Annotated in this window: 19 protein-coding genes; 7 read left to right on the forward strand and 12 right to left on the reverse strand. The window is 65.6% G+C overall.

Annotated features, from left to right (window positions below):
* The first annotated feature begins 7 nt into the window (after positions 1 to 7).
* The 6 genes from mycP (at position 8) to ABD357_RS34630 (ending at position 6217) form a co-directional block, all read left to right on the forward strand.
* A complete protein-coding gene (gene mycP, locus ABD357_RS34605; protein ID WP_344395187.1) occupies positions 8 to 1264 on the forward strand; it encodes a type VII secretion-associated serine protease mycosin in 1257 nt (418 codons plus the stop codon).
* A gap of 518 nt (positions 1265 to 1782) precedes the next feature.
* Positions 1783 to 2277 (forward strand): hypothetical protein, encoded by a 495-nt coding sequence (locus ABD357_RS34610; protein WP_344395188.1) that lies wholly within the window; start codon positions 1783 to 1785, stop codon positions 2275 to 2277.
* Entirely contained in the window at positions 2277 to 4043 is a 1767-nt protein-coding gene (locus ABD357_RS34615; protein ID WP_344395189.1) for a hypothetical protein, read from the forward strand. The genes ABD357_RS34610 and ABD357_RS34615 overlap by 1 nt, the downstream gene beginning before the upstream one ends.
* A gap of 89 nt (positions 4044 to 4132) precedes the next feature.
* Entirely contained in the window at positions 4133 to 5353 is a 1221-nt protein-coding gene (locus tag ABD357_RS34620; RefSeq protein ID WP_425585134.1) for a S8 family serine peptidase, read from the forward strand.
* Between the two features lie 143 nt (positions 5354 to 5496).
* On the forward strand, positions 5497 to 5835 hold the full coding sequence (locus tag ABD357_RS34625) for a WXG100 family type VII secretion target (RefSeq protein ID WP_344395193.1): 339 nt from the start codon (positions 5497 to 5499) through the stop codon (positions 5833 to 5835).
* 79 nt (positions 5836 to 5914) lie between these two features.
* Positions 5915 to 6217, forward strand: a complete 303-nt coding sequence (locus tag ABD357_RS34630; protein WP_344395194.1) for a WXG100 family type VII secretion target — start codon at positions 5915 to 5917, stop codon at positions 6215 to 6217.
* Between the two features lie 93 nt (positions 6218 to 6310).
* Here the strand turns inward: ABD357_RS34630 and ABD357_RS34635 are convergent, their stop codons facing one another.
* Both ABD357_RS34635 and ABD357_RS34640 read right to left on the reverse strand, forming a co-directional pair.
* Positions 6311 to 6499: a DUF397 domain-containing protein gene (locus ABD357_RS34635; protein ID WP_344395195.1), complete on the reverse strand. Its 189-nt coding sequence runs from the start codon at positions 6497 to 6499 to the stop codon at positions 6311 to 6313.
* A gap of 11 nt (positions 6500 to 6510) precedes the next feature.
* The gene (locus ABD357_RS34640; RefSeq protein WP_344395196.1) at positions 6511 to 7362 is read right to left on the reverse strand and encodes a helix-turn-helix domain-containing protein; all 852 of its coding nucleotides are present in this window, start codon (positions 7360 to 7362) and stop codon (positions 6511 to 6513) included.
* A 161-nt stretch (positions 7363 to 7523) separates the two neighbouring features.
* On the opposite strand from ABD357_RS34640, the gene ABD357_RS34645 reads away from it, so the two are divergent.
* Positions 7524 to 8000: an ATP-binding protein gene (locus ABD357_RS34645; protein WP_344395197.1), complete on the forward strand. Its 477-nt coding sequence runs from the start codon at positions 7524 to 7526 to the stop codon at positions 7998 to 8000.
* Positions 8001 to 8502: 502 nt separating this feature from the next.
* Here ABD357_RS34645 and ABD357_RS34650 read toward each other — a convergent pair.
* The 10 genes from ABD357_RS34650 to ABD357_RS34695 form a co-directional block, all read right to left on the reverse strand.
* Positions 8503 to 8967, reverse strand: a complete 465-nt coding sequence (locus tag ABD357_RS34650; RefSeq protein WP_344395198.1) for a hypothetical protein — start codon at positions 8965 to 8967, stop codon at positions 8503 to 8505.
* A 178-nt stretch (positions 8968 to 9145) separates the two neighbouring features.
* On the reverse strand, positions 9146 to 10957 hold the full coding sequence (locus ABD357_RS34655; protein WP_344395199.1) for an alpha/beta hydrolase: 1812 nt from the start codon (positions 10955 to 10957) through the stop codon (positions 9146 to 9148).
* Positions 10958 to 10966: 9 nt separating this feature from the next.
* Positions 10967 to 11464 (reverse strand): hypothetical protein, encoded by a 498-nt coding sequence (locus ABD357_RS34660; protein WP_344395200.1) that lies wholly within the window; start codon positions 11462 to 11464, stop codon positions 10967 to 10969.
* 719 nt (positions 11465 to 12183) lie between these two features.
* Positions 12184 to 12498, reverse strand: a complete 315-nt coding sequence (locus ABD357_RS34665) for a hypothetical protein (RefSeq protein WP_344395201.1) — start codon at positions 12496 to 12498, stop codon at positions 12184 to 12186.
* A 266-nt stretch (positions 12499 to 12764) separates the two neighbouring features.
* Positions 12765 to 13112, reverse strand: coding sequence for a hypothetical protein (locus ABD357_RS34670; protein WP_344395202.1), 348 nt, complete (start codon positions 13110 to 13112; stop codon positions 12765 to 12767).
* Between the two features lie 45 nt (positions 13113 to 13157).
* Positions 13158 to 13511 (reverse strand): hypothetical protein, encoded by a 354-nt coding sequence (locus tag ABD357_RS34675; RefSeq protein WP_344395203.1) that lies wholly within the window; start codon positions 13509 to 13511, stop codon positions 13158 to 13160.
* Positions 13512 to 13551: 40 nt separating this feature from the next.
* Positions 13552 to 14214, reverse strand: a complete 663-nt coding sequence (locus ABD357_RS34680) for a hypothetical protein (protein WP_344395204.1) — start codon at positions 14212 to 14214, stop codon at positions 13552 to 13554.
* 25 nt (positions 14215 to 14239) lie between these two features.
* The gene (locus ABD357_RS34685) at positions 14240 to 15253 is read right to left on the reverse strand and encodes a hypothetical protein (protein ID WP_344395205.1); all 1014 of its coding nucleotides are present in this window, start codon (positions 15251 to 15253) and stop codon (positions 14240 to 14242) included.
* A 1-nt stretch (position 15254) separates the two neighbouring features.
* On the reverse strand, positions 15255 to 17507 hold the full coding sequence (locus tag ABD357_RS34690) for a hypothetical protein (protein ID WP_344395206.1): 2253 nt from the start codon (positions 17505 to 17507) through the stop codon (positions 15255 to 15257).
* Between the two features lie 80 nt (positions 17508 to 17587).
* On the reverse strand, positions 17588 to 18037 hold the full coding sequence (locus tag ABD357_RS34695) for a hypothetical protein (RefSeq protein ID WP_344395207.1): 450 nt from the start codon (positions 18035 to 18037) through the stop codon (positions 17588 to 17590).
* Between the last annotated feature and the right edge of the window lie 78 nt (positions 18038 to 18115).

An 18115-nucleotide genomic window follows, 5' to 3' on the forward strand; every position in this document is an offset into this window, starting at 1 on the left:
GGCGGACATGCGACACGTGCCCTCCTTCCTCCGTATGACGACCGCGGTGGCCGCGACCCTGCTCACGACCGCCCCCGTCGTCCTCGCGCCCCCCGCGGCGGCGGCCGACCTCCCGTACTCGGACCAGTGCCAGTTCCCCAACGGCAAGTACCCGGGCCGTCCCTGGTCCCTCCAGCGCGTCCTCCTCGACGAGCTGTGGAGCCAGTCCAAGGGCAAAGGCGTACGGGTGGCGGTGATCGACACCGGCGTGGACCCGACGAATCCCCAGCTCACCGACGCGGTCGACGCGAAGAGCGGCCGCAACTTCCTGCCGAAGAACCTCAAGGACGACAACGGCGACCCGGTCGAGCGGGGCAAGGAGAACGGCACCACGGACACCGTCGGCCACGGCACCAAGGTCGCCGGCATCATCGCGGCCCGCCCCGCTGCCGGCACCGGCTTCGTGGGCCTGGCCCCCGAGGCGACGATCATCCCGATCCAGCAGAACGACGCGGAGGGCCACGGCGACGTCGCCACCCTTACGCAGGCGATCCGCCACGCCATCCAGGCCGGGGCCGGCGTCATCAACATCTCCCAGGACACGTCGAACGCGGTGAAGCCGACGCTCGACCTGGAACTGGCGATCAACGAGGCCCTGGACCAGGACATCGTCGTCGTGGCCTCGGCGGGCAACGACGGCCTCGGCGGCAACGTCAAGGAGACCTACCCCGCGTCCTACAAGGGCGTCCTCGCGGTCGCGTCCTCGGACCGCAACAACGAACGCGCCTCCTTCTCCCAGGCCGGCGAGTTCGTCGGTGTGGCGGCCCCCGGCGTCGACATGATCTCCACGGTCCCCAAGGGCGGCCACTGCTCCGACAACGGTACGAGCTTCTCGGCGCCGTACGTCGCCGGCGTCGCGGCCTTGATCAAGGCGAAGCACCCGACGTGGACGGCCCAGCAGATCGTCGCCCAGATCGAACAGACGGCGGAGCGCACGATCAGGGGCCACGACCGCTTGGTCGGCTGGGGAGTGGTGGACCCTGTCCGGGCCCTGACGGAGGACGAACAGCCCCTGGAGTCCCCCAACCCTCAGCAAGGCCTGGGCAAACCGGAAGCCCCGGCCGCGGCCAAGTTCCAGGTAGGCGAAACGGCCGAGGAACGCAACGCTCGGCTTGCTACGTATGTGGCTGTGGGGGCGGTGGTCCTCGTCGCGGGCCTGGGCGGCACGGCTGTGGCGATCCGGGATGCGCGGAGGCGGGCGCGACGGGTTGTGGGGGCGGAGTAGGCGGCTGGGGTGCTTGGCGGAGCTGGGCTGTCCGCACCTCCTCGGCTGAGCGTGGCTGCGGCACTGTCGTCGGGGCGCTTGATTCCGGCCAGCTTGTCGAAGAGTCCCATTGAGTCGGTCTACGGTGCGCACCGCGTGGGCCTGGGCGCAGGGGGCTGGCCCCAAGTGCGGGAGTTACCCAGCGAGGTGGGGACTCGGCGGGCGTTTCGCGAGGATCCCACGACTGAAGTGCGTTGGCATCGCAAAGATTGCGGCGCGCGAGGCATCCCACACCTTGGAGGGAATCTGCCATGGGGCGTGAGGAGGCCGAGTGAGGTCGCTGTGCCCAATGTTCGGGCGCTTCACGGTAGTTCGGAGCGTGGCTGATTGACGCTGCTTCGACAACTTCGTAACTGATCTAACACCGGACCCAGTTGGGCTCGATTTACACAATGACTACAGTGGTCATCGAGTGTGTCGATCAGGCCACGCCTGCACGGCGCACGTCAGTTTACAAACGGGGAACGGGGAGGGAAGGCATGCTGCCTGCGGAGGGCCTCAAGGTCGGCCTGGAGGCGCTCGGAACCTTCAAGAAGCGTGTGGATGCGGTGCTTTCCACCTTTGAGGGCTCGCCGGGCAGCCCTCAGAAGATCGCGGCGCACGCTCTCTCGGAGGCCTCGTTCAGCGGTGCGGGGGGCTTCGCCGAGGCAAAGGGCCTCCACAGCCAGTACGAGCGCGTCCACGAACGCCTCACCACACTCTCCAAGCACCTGGGGCTTCAGATCGAGGCCATGCAGATCGCCGTCATGGGCGCGGACGGCAACTTCAGCAACGTCGAAGAGGAGCAGCGGCGGCGGTTCTACGAGATCGGGGCCGAAATCCGCCGCCAGCAGGAGGAAGCGGAGCGGAAACAGCAGTTGGAAGCGGCGCGGGAGGAGAGGGCCGCGGCGGAGGCTGCGGAGCGGCAGGGGGCTTCGAAGGATGGCCAGGCCGCGCCGAAGGACAACAACGAGGCGGCAGGGGGCGCGTACTGATGAGCGACGAGCAGCAGAACCAGGGCCCGCATCAGGCAGAGAGAGAGCAAGCCGCGGCGCAGGTCAGTGCCGTCGACTTGGCGAACAGCGTGACGAGGATGGTCCTCCCCTTCGGTGGAAAGCTCCCTCGCCTCTTCGGCAAGACGAACTTCGAGAGCCACGACCTGAACGCCATGATCGACATGGTCGAGTCCGCGAAACCGGAGGACTTGGAGACCGCGGCCACTGCTCTCTTGAACGCCCAGACCGCCATCGAGGACGCCGCTGGGGAGCTCGAGGGCCACATCGGCAGGGTCGACTGGGAAGGCGAGTCCGGCGAGGCCTTCCGTAAGTGGGGCGCCAATCTCGTCATCCACGCCCGCAAACTCGCCGACTTCGCAGAGGCCGCCGGGACCCAGATGACGGCATCAGCCACGGGCCTCGCCTCCGTACGCAGCGCCATGCCGCCCCGCGACACCCGGCAGGACCCCAAGACGGTTGCGGACATTTCGACGCCCGCGCGAGTTGAAGGCAACGAAGAGTACGCAGCGGCGATCAAGGCCGAGAAGGACCGCCAAGAGGCGATCAACCAGATGAACCGGCTGTCGTCCTTTTACGAGGTGTCGGAGACGATGCTGGCGCAGCAGGAACCTCCTGTTTTTGAGGCTATGCCGGATGTGGGGGTGCCTGAGCCGACCCATGACAAAAGGATCACGCCCCCCACTCCAGGCGCTGAAGTGCAAGGCACTGAGGGGCTTGGGGCTCTTCGCGAGCCAGCGGTGGCGGGACAGGACTCGTCGGGCATGGTGGCAGGCCAATCCCGTTCGGGAGACACCTCCCCGCCACTCAAGCATGTGGACGGCTCGTCTATTTCCTCGGATGGGACCGTCGGTACGGAGATCGACAGCGTAGGCACTCTGCAGCCCCCTCAGGAAGCTGCAAGGTCAACGCCCAATTCGCCGCAGCCGGTTACCAGTTCAGGCAGTTCCAGCGGAGGGGCGCCTCTTCCGTTCGCTTCGGGACCGGTTCCTCTTGCCCGCGGCGGGCAGAGCGGCCGAACCTCGGGCTTCGGTGGAACGACCGGAAACAGGCCCCCGATCTCGGCTCAGGGTCGTGCGGGCGCTCCCGGCGGCGCTGTTGGCGGGCGCGGCACCACGGGGCCGATCTCGGCACAGGGCCGCGCAGGCGCTCCCGGCGGCGCCGCCGGAGGGGGCGGCGCTACGGGTCCAATGGGGCGTGCCGCAGCTACAGGACCGTCGGGGGTCCGCGCCGGTGGCACGGCGGCGGGCAACTCTCCCGTGGGCCGAGGCATTTCCGGCGGAACACCTCGCCCCATAGAGGGAACGGCGAGTGGCCGTGCTGGTGGCATGGGCCCGACGGGGGCGGCGCACGGCAACGGCGTCGTCGGAGGAAGGCCGATCAGTGGGGCTGCTCCGGGGGCAACCAGTTCCAGGGTTCCCCGAGGGACGGTCGTCGGTGCCGAGGGCAGTAGAGGTTCCCGTTCACCTGTCGGCAAGATCGAGCAGCGAGGGGTCATCGGGGCGCCGCAGGCCGCTCCCGGGGCTCGTCCGGTGCAGCCTGCCCGCCCCGCTGCCAGCAATCCTGACGGCGTCGTTGGTGCACCCAAGGGGCGAGTGCGGGAAGGCATGAACGGCGGGTCCGCCGGAGCCAGGGCTGGAGTCACGCAAGGCCCGAGGGCGAGTCGACGCAATACCAACCGCGAGGACCGCCAGGACCAACGTCAGCCCGAGACCCAGCGACGCAACACGCCGCCAGCGACTGACTGAAAACACGAGCGAGGATCTACAGAGGCATGACAGGGACCAGCCCTCGTGGCAGATTGACTGCGCCTTTCGCAGGACGTGCCGGAAGACGGGTGTCCGTCGTGTGCGCCGCGCTCGGTGCTTTCGCCATCGCGTCGTCCGGGCTGGCTCCGAGCGTGGTTGCAGCCGACGTCCAATCACGACAGTGGCATTTGGACGCGATGGACGCCGAAGGCATGTGGAAGACCAGCACGGGCAAAGGTGTCAAGGTCGCCGTATTGGACACCGGCGTGAATCCCGACACCTCCTCACTGAAGGGCCAAGTACTGGAGGGGGAAGTGCCGCGATCGGTCTCGCATAACGCCGCCAAGGACTACGACGGCCACGGCACCACTATGGCGGAGTTGATTGCCGGTACTGGCGCAGGAGGCGGCTTGCAGGGCCTGGCACCCGGCGCAAAGATCGTCCCCTACCGGGTGCTCATCAAGGGCGTGAAGAACCCCACCGACAGAAAGAAGACCCCTTCGTTTGAGGATGCGATTTTGGCGGCCGCTGACAGCGATGCTCAGATCATCAGCATGTCCATCGGTGGTGTGGGCTTCGACTTGGATGAGGTGAAGGCCATCAAGTATGCCCAATCCAAAGGCAAGTTGATGTTCGCCAGTACTGGCAACGACGCTGAATCCAAGAATCTCATAGATTATCCGGCCGCCTATCCTTATGTCGTGGGGGTTGCTGCCGCAGACGAGAAGGGAAACGTCACAAAGTTCTCGGAGCACGGTCACGATGTTGATCTGGCGGCTCCCGGCCTGAATCTGCCTGTGTGGTGCGACGCAACTTTCCGCTCGTACTGTGACGGCGGCGGGGGCACAAGTATGTCGACCGCCATCGCCTCGGCCTCTGCCGCCCTCATCTGGTCCGCCCACCCGGACTGGACAGCCAACCAGGTCCTCCGCAGTCTGATCGACACCGCAGGCCGAACCTGGCCGAAGGGCGAGCGGAGTAACTACCTCGGCTATGGTCTGGCGCGCCCCCGCAAGGTGCTGGAAAACAGCAGTATTGACCCGGGCCCGGCCAACAAGGACCCCCTTAACTTCGAGAACAGCATTGGCCTCGAGGTAGCGTTCCCCTCGGACTCGCCCTCTCCCACACCTTCCACGTCAGCCCCGTCAAAAGCACCGAAGAACCCTTCAGGCGGCGGGACTTCAGATGCAAGCGCGAGCTCGGAGACGTCCGACAACACCGTGCTGTGGGTAGCCCTTGGAGCCGCCGGGGCTCTGGCGGTGATCGGAGGCGGCGCCTTCGCTGTGGTTCGTTCAAGGCGTGGCGCATGACGAATCACGCGGTATTGATCCCGTCGCACACAACGGTTCCGGCGCAGCCAACCACAACTGCGCGGAAGTGCGACGACCAGCGCACCACCACTCGGTGACGCGCGCAGACATGAACCACAGCTCTCAGGAAAGGGAGTGCCTAAATGGCGGACCGCGTTCTTAATGACAGCGATGTACAGAGGCTTCAGACCGAGGTCGTCGATCGATACGACAACATCAGGGCGTCCCTCGCGAAGCTGCAGGGCACGATCGACATGATCGAGAAGGCCTGGAGGGGACAGGGTGCCCAGGCGTTCAACATGAAGCAGACGGAAATCAACCAGCACATGGTCGCGATCGGCAAGATGCTCGACGACTTCCTCGAGGGCATCAACCTGAACAAGACCGACAAGCGCAACCTCGAAGCCCAGGTCGAGGCCGACCTCAGGCGGATCTCGGTAGACGATCTCGGTGGAAAGACCTCGGCGCTCAACAGCTACTGAGGAGCCATCGGCGGCATTGAACCGCACCGTTGTCCGGGCTGCGCAGTCCGGCTGAAATCTTCACAGAAGCGAGGGAAACATGTCCGGAGCCCACTACGACGAACTTGCCGTTACGTACGGCACCATGGATGCGCTTGCCACCGAGCTGGGTAATCAGGCCAAGAAGCTCGAGGAGGACCTCGAGGCCCTGAAGCAGGCCGTTCTCAACGTGTCCTCGGGCTGGGGCGGCGAGGCGTACCAGGAGTTCCAGAAGAAGTCCAAGGAGTGGGACACGCACGCGCGGGGCATCCACCAGGCCCTGGTCAACATCTCGCAGCGGGTCCAGACGGCCGGCGGCGACTACCGGGGCGGCGACCTGAAGGGTGCGAGCTACTTCCAGTAGGGAGCGCCCAGTTTGCGGAACCGGGGTGGGCATGCACGGGAGGTGCCCACCCCGGCGCGTTGTTTCGGCAGTGAGACTCCGTCTCGACAGGACTCAGCGCAATGGCCCGTCGACCAGCGCACCAGTGAACCGCCCCCACGCCTCACGCCCCACCGTGGCCCACGGCAACTCAGGGCGCTTGGAGTCGCGTACAGCGATGAGGGAGCCGTTCTCGGCGACCTCGACGCAGGCGTTGCCTGACGCCTCCGAGTACGAGGACTTGAGCCATTTCAACTGGGGCAAGGCGGCACCTCTTACAGCTCTCCGGCGATTCCGAGGATCAGATCCCTCGACTCGTTCGGATTCAACGCCACCTGTTCGACCAAGTCCAGTCGCCTGCGGAAGTTGGCCAGTTGGGCCGGCGCGTCGAAGAAGACGGCACCAAGCGGAGAGTCCACCTCAACCGCGTCCAGGTGAGGGCTGGCGGCGGAGACGTACATCATCGTGTCGCCGGCCATGGGGAAGCCTTCGGCGGTGAAGGGGATGACGAGCAGACGGACGTTGGGGCGCTCGCTCTCCTCCAGAAGACGGTCCAGCTGAGCTCTGGCCACTTTGCGGCCTCCGATACGCATGCGGAGGGCCGCTTCGTGAACCAGGCCGACGTACGGCAGGCCCGGCTCGTTCGCGACCACGGCGTGACGGGCCAGACGGTGAGCGATCCTCAGCTCAACTTCCAGGCGGGGCAAGGCCGGTACGAAGAGGTCGAAGAGCGCCCGGGCGTGGTCCTCGGTCTGGAAGAGACCGGGGATGTGCGCTGTCTGGAGGGTGCGCAGGCTTGTGGCGTGGTGCTCCAGCTCTGCCACGTCAAGGAAGTCCGATGGGATCTTGCCTCGGTACTCGTCCCACCAGCCCCTTGAGCGACCGCCAGTCATCGCGGCCAGCGCGTCGATCAGTTCGGAGTCGTCGCACTCGTAGATGCTCGCCAGTCGGCGGAGCCGTTCCTCGCTGATGCCGAATCTGCCCGACTCGATGTTGGAGATCATCGTGCGGTCCGCTCCGAGCCGCTCGGCCGCGACCGGTGCGGACATGCCGATCGCGTCGCGCAGCCTGCGGAGCTCAGCGCCGAACCGACGCTGGCGGATGGTGGGGGCCTGCCGTGGTGCCATGGGTCAACTCCTCGTTCGCGCGCACAGTTTGCCGATCTCTGGAGTGGGGTGTCCATCGGGATCGCAGAGAATACCCGTTTGAGTGAAGCGAGTAGCACGCGTTTTAGTTTTGCCGTTAGCGTCTGATTCTGGACACCCTCCACTCCCTCGCGAGGTGAACGATGGATGCACTGGCCCTGCCCGCTCCCTTCGACGCGACTCCCACTCGTGTCGGCTGGGACGTCTCGGCTCTCGACCCTCACCGCCCCGTTGCGGAAGCCCGGCACCGCACTCGCGTATGGGTCCAACAGCACTGGAAACTCCCGAAGTTGGCCGACTCGGTAGAGCTCGCCGTCGGGGAGCTGTGCACCAATGCCGTACGACACGGTGGTGGGCTCACGGGATTGGAACTGATCCTGGCGGCGTGCCGAGAGTACGCACCGCCTGTGCTGCGCGTGATGGTCATCGACCACGCTCCGGAGCTGGTACCCGAACTGACCGGCGACTACGACCCGTTCAGTGAGTGCGGCAGGGGGCTGCACCTGGTCGCGGCTCTGTCGCACCGGTGGGGATGGCACCGTACGGGGTTCGACGAGAAGCAGGTTTGGTGCACCTTCGCCCTGGACGAAGCGCGGCGATCGCCCCGTCGAGCGCTGTGATGAGCAACTCGGGGTTGAGGGAGTGAACTGAGGGGCTGCTCAAAGGGCTAGTGACCCCGAAATGATCATTCCGGAATCAAGCCGGTGGATCCGGGCTCAGCTGCACGCGGCCGCGTCCGTCGAAGTACCTGACTATCTCCTCGTCCGTCATCAGCCGTCCTCGAAGCGGGGCAGCTCCTCGGAAAGTCGCGGGGCGCCTTACACTCGGCCAGCTTGTAGGCGTGCTCAGTGAGGCGGTAGGCGACGTCGGTCAGAGTCTGTCGCAGTGTCGCGCCAGTGGCCTTTGCATCTCCGCCGATACTCACCTCGGTGATGACCGCATAGGCCGCAGAGGCGTTGTAGGAAGGGACTACGGGAGGAACGCAGGACACGTACCCCCCGCCTCGGTGTCCTCGGGATCGAGTCGATCCAGCTTCGATGCCGTCGACGGAGACGCGGATGATCCGGCTGCCACCACCGCTTCCCCGATAACTCTTGAGCCGTTTCTCCCATGAGAAATGGCTCAGAACCGCTCGATCTCCTCGCCGTCCGGGATCTTGTAGCAGCCCGAGACGACGGTCAGCCTAAGACGCGGCGGGTTCTGCTTCGACAGGTAGGTGATGTTGACGCTGGCCTTCTTCTTGTCGTTGTCGGCCGTGAGGTTGATGTTCTTGTTCTTGCTGGTGTCCGGCCCGTACTCGACGACCTTCCATCCATGCTTGGGTAGCTCATCCTTGAGCCGTTCCATCACGCCGTCGAGCTGCCCGGCCGAGGCGGGAGTGAAGCTCCATGGGTGAAAGATCTGGAAGTACTTCTCCCTTTCCTTGCCGCTGCACTCGGTGACTCCAGCACCGGTCTCTGACGCCTTCCCTTCGATGCCGATCAGGTCGTAGATCTCGCTTGAGACCTCCTCCGTCTCATCGGCAGCGGCGAGCGAGGTGCTGGTGCCTGCGGACGGGATGTCGTCGGACTTGCTGGTGTCAGTCATGCTGCATCCAGTGAGGGGCGTGAGAGCGATGGACACGAGGAGCGCGGATGCGCCCAGTTTGATCTTCAAGTCGAAGGGCCTCGCTTGATCGGACCGGGACACGGGCCGGTCATTCCGTCGGGCATTGTGTGGATGGGCCTCAGGCTGGTGAGGGTTGATCCCGTGGGCATCGACGCCCCTACTTCACATGCGACCAGCGGTCCGGCGTTGGCTTCAGCCTCACCTCTTCTTCCATCCCTGCCACAACCATTCCCTGATTCCGCAGACTGAGTGTGTCTTCTCTCCAGTAGTCGCTGTGACCTTCCGTGTCCGTGGCCATCTGGTTAGCACCGAAGCGTTCGTCGCTGGGAATGGTCCAGGGGCCGTCCCAGTCGGTTCCGCCGTGTCCGTAGCGGCCGATGTCCGGGACGGGGTCCGCGTCAGCCTCCTGGTTCCAGACGTGTCCCGCAGGCACATCAAGCTGATCGGCCTTGCTTACCTGGACGCCCGGGCTGCCCGCGAGGATCACGTCGTCCGCGTTCAGGTCGCCCTGCCGGGCAGCGGAGCCGATAAGGGTCGTGCCGTACGAGTGGCCGATCGCCGTACGGTGCGGGTCCGAGTCGCCGGTGTGCGACGCGTCAAGTCCATCCATGAACTGATTGAAGGCAGGGGCGCCGTCATTTGCGTAATGGCTAAATGGCGAGTCCTTGACGATGTTCTGTGGGGCGTCGTACCCGAGCCAAGTGATCGTGGAGACCGACTGACCAGGAGCCGCTGCGGCCTCACGGTAAACGTTGACCATCCGGTTGATGTCCCCCTCGATGCCACCCAGACTCGACGTCGTACCCGGCACATAGACCGCCTGGTGATCAGCCGTGTCCGGGTTCCCGTTGGCGACGATCGCACGGCCGTTGCCCTCCGCGCTGAATCCCAGGAGGTATGCCTCGGGCAGGCCTTTGACGCCGGTCTGGCCGAAGCGTTTCTGGATGCTCTCCATGCCCTTGAGGGACTTGTTGAGCTGCGTGTACCGGTCCCCGTACTTGTTGTGCCACGCCATCCACTCGTCCGTGTGCACCTTGGACGGGTACGGACCCGAGGTGATCCACGTCCACTCGTTGAGGGGCGGCTTCGGCATCGAGTCCAGTTCCATCTGGAGGCGGCCCCGCGTCTCGTCGAACACGATGCGATTGGCCTCGTCCCGGATCGTGGACGGCAGCCCGTCGAGCTTTCCTACGATCTCGGGGTGGGCGGACATCCAGGCCGCCTGCTCCTCCGGGCTGAGTCCCTTCCACCAGGCCGCGTTGTCCTTCGGGCTGCCGTCTCTGGGCGGCTCCGGCAGGGAGTCGAGATAATTCTTGCCCGCCTCGCGCACACCGCCCATGTCCGAGTGCGCGTCGGCCCAGTCCCGCTTGGAGACGGTGAGGTCGTCGTCGGCCTTGAGTGCGCGCAGCTTCGGTGCCCACTTCGCGTCCGCGTCGGTGGCCTCCTGCAAGGCGTCGGCGATCCGGTTCGCGTACTGCTGCGCCTTGCCGTAGTTCGGGTTCGGGTGGATGTTGGCCGCCTGGCGCTCCACCGCCGCCGCTGTCGGATCCGTGGGGCCCCCCGTGCCCGTGATGGTGCCGCCCTGCGGGACCTTGCCGTCGACTTCCGTGCCGTCGGCCGGATAGCTGACCGAACCATCCGCGCCCACTGTGCAGTTGTTGGCACGCGCGTCCTCGAGTGTCGCTTCCAGCTTGCATTTGGCCGCCGCCATGTCGAAAGCGAGACCATTCAGAGCAGTGCTCACCAGGCCGCATTCGGTCTGCACGTAGTGGAAGTTCTTCGACAGCTCCTGCAGCTCCCGTAGTGCGGCCTTCGCTGTCTCGCCCTCGAGGTTGTTGCGGATCCCTGCACAGATCTGGTTGTCGATCGTGTCCTGGGCCGTGGCGGCCATGTCACCCGTCGTCCGGTACCCGTCCGCGGCGTCCTCGTACTCGGTGGGCTTGAAGGCCTTCAGCGTCGCAAGATCCATGGCCGTGGATCACTTCTCCTTCGCCTGGCCGCCGACAGCTTCGGTGTCCTGGTACCTCGTCCGGATCCTGTCCAGATCCTCCTTGAGCGCCGAGTCGGGCTTCGCCAGATCGTGCCCCGACTGCTCCAGTAATCCGCCCAAGTCACCGCAACGGCCGCTTACGTCGCCGACGTACCTCTTCCAGGACTCGTACAACTCCTGCTGTGCCACCGCCGCCTGGCACCCGGCCGTGTCACCGAGACCCGTCTGCCCGTCTGCCAGCCTCGTCAGCGCCTTGGTGATGCTCTCCCGCAGCAAGCCGACGTCATGCCCTGCTTTGGCCCACGCGGCCTTCGAGGACTTCAGCCTGCTGGAGCCACCATCACCGCCGCCCCACTGAGGGTCACCACTGTCGCTGCCACCCGAACTGGAGGCTCCTTGATCAGCCGGCATCTGGTTGAGCTGCATCTGCGCGGACTGCCGCTCGGCCGCTGCGGTCTTGAGCTGCTCCCACTCATCCCACGCCATCGCGCGGACCCCTTCCTCGTGTCCCCCGTGAAGCCCGCCTTATTGAGTGGGAACAGGGGCTCCCCTTACGAGACCAACGGGCCAGATCCGTGAGATCGACGACAAGCGAGTCTGGGGGACCTGACCGTCGCTTCAATAACTGAGGTTCTCGACATGAGGTGACGCGCTGTCGTGAGAAGTCATCCGGTGATTAGGCACGGGGATGGTTAGGGCTGAACAACGGAGCTGACAGAGGCTGGCCGGCCGGGCTCCCGGGATGCTCGTCGGCCCCAGTGGCCGCGCGGTCGGGACAGGTGTTCTCGGGAGGCGGACTTTGTCCGGCACGGAGCCGGGAGGCGGCCTGCGTCCTGAATGCCCCTGCCCGGCGGCGCGCGCAGACGGATCCCGGGGCTGCTCGCGCGTCGTCCCCACATACGCTAGTGGTACAGAGGGGCCAGAGTCTGCGGCAGACGGGTTCGCCGACGCGGGCACTGCGTGCCCAGCGGGCTGTTACCTAATCCCACGTCAGCCCACCGCTTCATACCCGGCTCCGCACACAGCGCGAGCCGACCATCCGAGCTCGAACAGCTGGTGTGCGGGCGACTCGCCCCGGGCAGCGAGACGCCGTCGAGCAGGGGCAGCGAGGGCTCGGTTTGGATTCCGGAGCCCCGCTTCACCACGTCACCAGGAGGTCAGGACACTCAACGCCACCGTTGCAGCGCTCTAGATGTAATGCCGTACTACTCGCATCCTTGCTTCTCCATGGCTTTGGGGAAGTAAGAGCGAAGGACGGACTGCAAGGCGTCGCGCCGCTCGGAGGTCTTCTCAGGTATTTCTCTCTCGAGTTGAATCAGGACCACGAACTTGCGCTGGTCTCCTTCGTAGGTGCACGCGGCCACTGCCATGGCTCCGTTGTCCGCGACTCGGGCGTCATCACCGATGTCGACAGTGGCGGGACTTCCCAGGCGCACCAAAGCCCGGTCCTGGACCTTGATGGGGTCGGTGTCTTCGGGAACGACATCGCCGGAGATGTAGACGATCAGCTTGTTGTCCACGGACAAGCGGCAACGGGGGCTCTCCGGTCCGGCGTCGTACGTGCGCTGCGTGAGATTCTCACCTCGCGGCAGGAAGGGTGACAGGACATCTGCACCAACGGTCACACCGCATGCCGCATCTGGAACCGTGTAGTCACGCGATTCCGTACAGGCCGTAGCTGTCAGAAGGATTACGGCTGCCCCGATAGCCGCGCGTGCCACGTGGCGACGGGGGGTCCGTGCCTGCCTGGCGTGCCGAATCGAAGGCCAGGAACCGTCGTCGATGGTCACTGATCGCCTGCCAATCCTTGGGCCCGAGCGTTGCCGTCGAACGCAGCGCCGTTGATCTCGGAAGTGAGTGTGTACCTGTTGTTGTCTCCGTGGTTCGGGTTTGCATCCATCCACAGCTCAGCAAGCTTTTGCAACTGGTTCTCGCGTGCCGTGAACACTTCGCCGTTCTGCTGGGCGTTCTCGTCGCTGATGCGGGCTTGTTCGTCCAGCTGCCATTGATACGCGAGGGCGTCGACGCCTCGCTGTGCCGCATCGCCGACGACCGGGATGAAGTTCGCCGCACCGCCGAAGCCGTGGTAGAGCCACTTGGCATCCCACGACGGGTCCTCCTTGTCGGTCTGCACGGCCTGATAACGGGCCTCTTCGAGGAACCCAGCGGTGTGCCCAGCTCAGAGAAGGGTCTCTTTCGGGTCGCTGGGGTGCTCGCCGTAGATGTCGCGGACCGTTTCCCTGTTCAGGCCGTCGTTCAGGACGCCGTAGGCGTTCTGGTCCCGTGACACCTGCTTTGTCACTTCGAGCAGCTGATGCCGGTCGAGTTGTCTGGGGTCGCTCGGGTCGTCTGCGAGCGAGCTGGCCGTGTGGTGCACCTCGTCGCCGTAGTTCACCAGCACCTTGGCCATGTCGTCGCGCATCTCGGGGGTGAACTCATCACCAGCGTCCGCGATGATCGACAGCGACCGATCGAGGACCTTGCGGTTCTCGGTGCGCAGGGCGCCGTCTGCGCCTCGAATGTGGGACTGCATCAGGATCGAGGGCGGCCAACAGCAGGCTTCTGGCCGCGCCCTACTGAACCTGGTCCGCGAGGGCTTTGGTGAGGTCGCCGACCTGCTTCCGGTTTAGGGAAGCGGTCCCCGCCTCCCCGGCCCCGACGAGGAGGGAGGCGTCTCCGTCGCCGTCGAGCTTCAGGCGTACGGCGGCGACATTGCCGCTGTCGGTGATGACCACCTCTCCGGCTTCGGCTTTCCCGACCTTGTCGACGTAACTGGTCAGGTCGTCGGCGGTTACTGCGGCCAGCGACGAGACCACCGGCGCCAACGGGGCGATCCCGCTCGGCTCACGCGTGGCGAGGGTGTGCACCTGCACGCTCTCCTGCCCGATGTGGAACGTGCAACTCACCAGGGCGCCCGGGTTTTCGGCCAACGGTTCCCCGGGCTTGGCACGCTTTCCGCCCTCGGCCGTGGCGACGGGTGCGTCACCGTCCTGCACCGGTCCGGGGCCGGCTTCCGCGTCCAGGCTCGCGACCTTCGCAGCCTTGGCCATGTCGTAGGGGAGTGGGCAGGTGCTCGTCCCGTCGTCCGGTATACCGTCGGCGGTTTCGGTCAGGCCGCTCAGGCTCAGCGGTGCCGTACCACTGCTGCTGTCGCCGTCGTCGCTCTGGCAGCCGGTCATCAGGGCCGCCGCAGTCAGAGCGGCTGCGACCGTCAGCCGGTGTCGTGGGTATTTCACGTCTCGTGTCCTCAGTGCTCTTAGGTCAGTGCGCGTTGCAGCCGAACCGTTTACCAGCGACGTCGACGAAGTTCTCGAACAGGTCCTTCGTGCGCGGGGCGCCGGACTCCCCGATGGCCGAGGTGTAGTCCTGCCCAAGCTCCATGGAGAAGTACGTCGGAGTGCCCGCGCAGTCGGCGACCACGTGCCGGGCGTCGAAGCCCGACACCTGGTGGCCCGCTACCCGCGACTGCTCCTTGTATCCGGGCGAGGAGCGGATGCCCGCGACAATGTGCGACTCCTGGGTCACGGCGTAGGTGGCGTGGCCCGTGACCTCGCACGACCAGGTGGAGCTGGTTCGGTCCAGGACCATCTCCCTCACTTTGGTCTGCCCTTTCGGCCCTGGGAACTCCAGGCCGGCGAGGCCGCACACCACGCCGTCCTTGACCTGGCGCGCCTCTGGGGCAGCAGCGAGGGCATCGGGGGCGGTGAGGGGCTCCTCGGCCGCGCAGCCCGCCCGCTCTGCCGCGCTGTTGGCGAACTCGGTCAGGAGCTGGGTGAATTTCACCGGGGCCGAGCCTTCGGGGGCGTATCCCTCAATGATGGCGGGTCCGTCAGCCGTCGTGCAGGCGTCGGGCAGCAAGACCCAGCCGTGGTCCGAGCCCACCGCGCCGATGGCGCCGCCGGAGAAGAAAGACATCGTGGCCGGGCTCGGCCAACGGCCGTTGTCGGTAAATGGGAAGTCACCGCGCTCGCGGCTCCCCGAGATCCTCAGGTACTTGGTGTCCGACCCCGGGAGGAAGGATGAGTTCTCCACTGTGCAGGTGAAGGCGAGCCGGTCGCCCGGCCGGTCGTCCAGACCGTCCCGGTCGGAGACGCGTCCGGACTTGGAGAAGACGGCGTCGACTGAGTCGGTTGACACCAGCCCTCCGCACACGTCCTTGCCGCCGAAAAGGTTGGTGTTCAACCACAGATGCGCACCCACCACCAGCACAGCGACCGCTAGGACGGGAGCAATGATCTTTCGTCCGAGACTTGCCCAGCCGCTCGTATCCGTCATCTCACTTCCTCGTACGCAGAGCCGAGTAAGCATCCTCGCGCCCAGTAATGAAGCTCTGCTTGGCCTCACCCTTGGCATGGTCGTGCGCCTCGGTACCGCTGATGCCGTGCTCGCTCCCCCAAGAGTCAAGGAGCGCGTTCGTGCCGCCGATGCCCGCGGACGTGGTGGTGCTGTCCTCGGACCTGGCCACATCCTCGGCAGCGGCCGCCACGTCCTTGGAGTACTCGTAGGTGGTCGCGTCGACCATGCGCTGAATCGGGTCGCCCACCACGGGAATCTGGGTGAAGAGGCCGCCCACCCCGTGGTACGCGTAGCGCATGTCGTCGTTGAGATTACCGATCTTGGTGTCCCGGTCATCGAGGATCATGTCGGACCCGATGGCGGTCATTGAGCCGTACACCTCGCCGACATGGCGGGCCTTGTTGTCCCAGTCGCCGACGACGTTGTTCTGCTGGCCGCCAGAGGCGTCCCTGGTCGTGTCCAAGTACTCGGCCGAGTAGAGCTTCTCGTTCTCGTACAGGAGATCGTAGACGAGGACGGGCTCGCCATCGGGAGTCGTCCCGTACGCCGCGTCGGACACCCCGCGCATCACACGGAGCAGGCCGTGCTTGCTGTTGGTGATGCTCGACTCGTCGCCGTTCGCATTGATGCTGGAGAGCCCCCCGGGGCTGCTCGGCTCGGTACCGCTGAGGATCGCGTGGGTGTCGACCGTGTAGTCGGCGAGGGCACGTCCGAGGGGGACCTTCAGGTTCTCCGGGATCGTGTCGCCCTTGCCGTCCTTGTCCAGCTGGGTGATGGTCTCCTGCATCACCCGCGCCTGGGCCTCCGTGTGGTGATCGAAGGCCGCCCCGGCGGAGTTGGGCTCCCGCCCGGTGGTTGCCGCCTCCAGCGCCGCGCCGAGTCCGGTGCGGTTGAGGGGGTCGTCCATGGTGACGATCGTCGTACCGGCGACCGTGCTGTGCTGTGGCCACTCACGCTCGTTGAGCAAGTACTTCAGGTGGTCGTTGCCGACATGGTCGGGCCCTGAGCCGTTGCCCGCGGGGTCGAAGAAGGCGGTGGACGCGTCGGGGTTCTTGCTCATGACGCCGAGGAGCCCGTCGAGGGCGTCCGCCCGGATCCCGTCGTGGCCGGCTCCCCACTCGGTGAAGATGCCGGGCTTGTTTTTCTCAGCCGCTATCAGGTCGTCGCCCAGCTCGTAGAGGAACTGGTCGTCGTACTTGGCGTCGCTGTGCTGCATCAGGCTGACGAAGGACTGATAGCCGTAGAGCGGCTGGGTGTTCGACCCGTAGTTCTTGGTGCCGTACTTGTCGAGGCTCTCCGTCCACTGCCGGTAGAACCTGCCGTCGTCGCTCGCGAGCCAGTCCTTGAACTTCTGGGACCCCGGAGGCGCGTCGGCTACCGAGCCGGGCACCTGGGTGGCCTTCGCGACGGTGTCGGCCAGCCCGCCCTGGAGGTCCATGTACACAGCCTTATGGCTTTTGTCGGAGTCGTAGGCGAGGTGGTTCAGCTCGTTGGTGAACTTGATCGTGCCGTCGGGGCCCAGCCCGTTCAGGAAGGTCCGGCTGAACGCCTTGTCGTCGGAGTTGTCCCGGAAGGCGCGTCGCAGCTCGGCCAGCTCAGCAGCGGACACCTTTTCGCCGTTGGCGACGCGGTTCGCGATGTCGTCGGCGTTTTGCGCCTCGTACTTCTCGATGTCGCCCTGGGCTTTGCCGTTGAAGCCGCTGGTCGTGCCGTCCATGGTGTCCGAGTCGATCACGACGGCCTCGAAGGCGATCTCGACGCCCTTGTCGGCGTCGCCCATGTCCTTCACGAGCTGGTCGATGCGGTCCTGCCAGGACCTGACGGCCTTGCGCACGCTGTCCTGATAGTCGGGGTCGTGGTGGTAGGCGGTGCGCGTGCCCTGGCTGAGTCTTTCGGTGTCGAAGGAGACCACTCCCTGGTCCGACACCCTCATGCCGGCGTCGGTGGCCTCCTGACGGGCCGTCCTGAGCTTGCCGCGCAAGTCCACGAACTGGGTGTGCGCGTCGCGCAGGAGTGAGGCGACCGCCTTGGCCTCGGTCTGGGCGTTCTGGAGTTCTTTCAGCGTGATGTCGAAGCGGCGGTTGGCGGCTTCCGCGCTCAAACCCATCCAGGTCTGGCCCATGGAGATGCCGTGCACATCGCGTTTGTAGGCCTTCTCCTGTTTGTGAAATTCCCCCGCCATTTTGTCCCAGCTGTCGGCAGCCGTGGTGAGCGTGGACAGATCGGTCGTCATGATCTCGTGGTACGTCGGCATGGGTCCCCGTTGTGCACGTGAGTGAAGCGATCGGTGGCGAGAGCGGGCGGCAAGGCGGGTCAGTACCCGTCAAGGCTCGACGACTTACGCACTCCGGCACCGACTCCCAGGTCAGTGTTCTGCAGCACGATGTTGGTGCTCCGCAGAGCTTCCTTTTCCGATGCGAGACGCTTCATCAGATTCTGAACCTGCTCGCCCCATGTCTTGTGTGCCTTCTTGAAGGCTCCCGACGTGACCCATCCATGACCGTCCTTCGCGGCGAACGCCTTGACGGCAGCGTTGGTCTCGTCATCCGCCCAGTCACCTGATTTCCGGGTGTCGGGCTCGATGTTCTCCTCGATGGCCCGTGCAGCGGCCTTCTTCTCCGAGGGACTTGACGCCAGGTCCTTCTGACCGCCCCAGGAACCCATCGAGGGGCCCGAATCAGCAGGGTACTGGTTCAGTCGCATGCCGACGCCATGTGCAGCTGCGCGGCCGACGCCGTACTGCTCTGCGACAGGTTCCGTCATGATTCCTTGCCCCCGTGCGCTCGATTGGCGTGCACCCGCCAGGCTAGCAACTTGCCCACCTCCTATGGGTGACAGGGA

Origin of the sequence: Streptomyces vastus (genome assembly GCF_039532825.1) — a bacterium.
Lineage (GTDB): Bacteria > Actinomycetota > Actinomycetes > Streptomycetales > Streptomycetaceae > Streptomyces > Streptomyces vastus.

Excerpts from the sequence above, each read along its gene's own strand:
- mycP (WP_344395187.1), top strand. The coding sequence starts at position 8 with ATGCGACACGTGCCCTCCTTCCTCCGTATGACGACCGCGGTGGCCGCG.
- ABD357_RS34610 (WP_344395188.1), top strand. The coding sequence starts at position 1,783 with ATGCTGCCTGCGGAGGGCCTCAAGGTCGGCCTGGAGGCGCTCGGAACC.
- ABD357_RS34615 (WP_344395189.1), top strand. The coding sequence starts at position 2,277 with ATGAGCGACGAGCAGCAGAACCAGGGCCCGCATCAGGCAGAGAGAGAG.
- ABD357_RS34625 (WP_344395193.1), top strand. The coding sequence starts at position 5,497 with ATGGCGGACCGCGTTCTTAATGACAGCGATGTACAGAGGCTTCAGACC.
- ABD357_RS34630 (WP_344395194.1), top strand. The coding sequence starts at position 5,915 with ATGTCCGGAGCCCACTACGACGAACTTGCCGTTACGTACGGCACCATG.
- ABD357_RS34640 (WP_344395196.1), bottom strand. The coding sequence starts at position 7,362 with ATGGCACCACGGCAGGCCCCCACCATCCGCCAGCGTCGGTTCGGCGCT.
- ABD357_RS34645 (WP_344395197.1), top strand. The coding sequence starts at position 7,524 with ATGGATGCACTGGCCCTGCCCGCTCCCTTCGACGCGACTCCCACTCGT.
- ABD357_RS34650 (WP_344395198.1), bottom strand. The coding sequence starts at position 8,967 with ATGACTGACACCAGCAAGTCCGACGACATCCCGTCCGCAGGCACCAGC.
- ABD357_RS34655 (WP_344395199.1), bottom strand. The coding sequence starts at position 10,957 with ATGGATCTTGCGACGCTGAAGGCCTTCAAGCCCACCGAGTACGAGGAC.
- ABD357_RS34660 (WP_344395200.1), bottom strand. The coding sequence starts at position 11,464 with ATGGCGTGGGATGAGTGGGAGCAGCTCAAGACCGCAGCGGCCGAGCGG.
- ABD357_RS34675 (WP_344395203.1), bottom strand. The coding sequence starts at position 13,511 with ATGCAGTCCCACATTCGAGGCGCAGACGGCGCCCTGCGCACCGAGAAC.
- ABD357_RS34685 (WP_344395205.1), bottom strand. The coding sequence starts at position 15,253 with ATGACGGATACGAGCGGCTGGGCAAGTCTCGGACGAAAGATCATTGCT.
- ABD357_RS34690 (WP_344395206.1), bottom strand. The coding sequence starts at position 17,507 with ATGACGACCGATCTGTCCACGCTCACCACGGCTGCCGACAGCTGGGAC.
- ABD357_RS34695 (WP_344395207.1), bottom strand. The coding sequence starts at position 18,037 with ATGACGGAACCTGTCGCAGAGCAGTACGGCGTCGGCCGCGCAGCTGCA.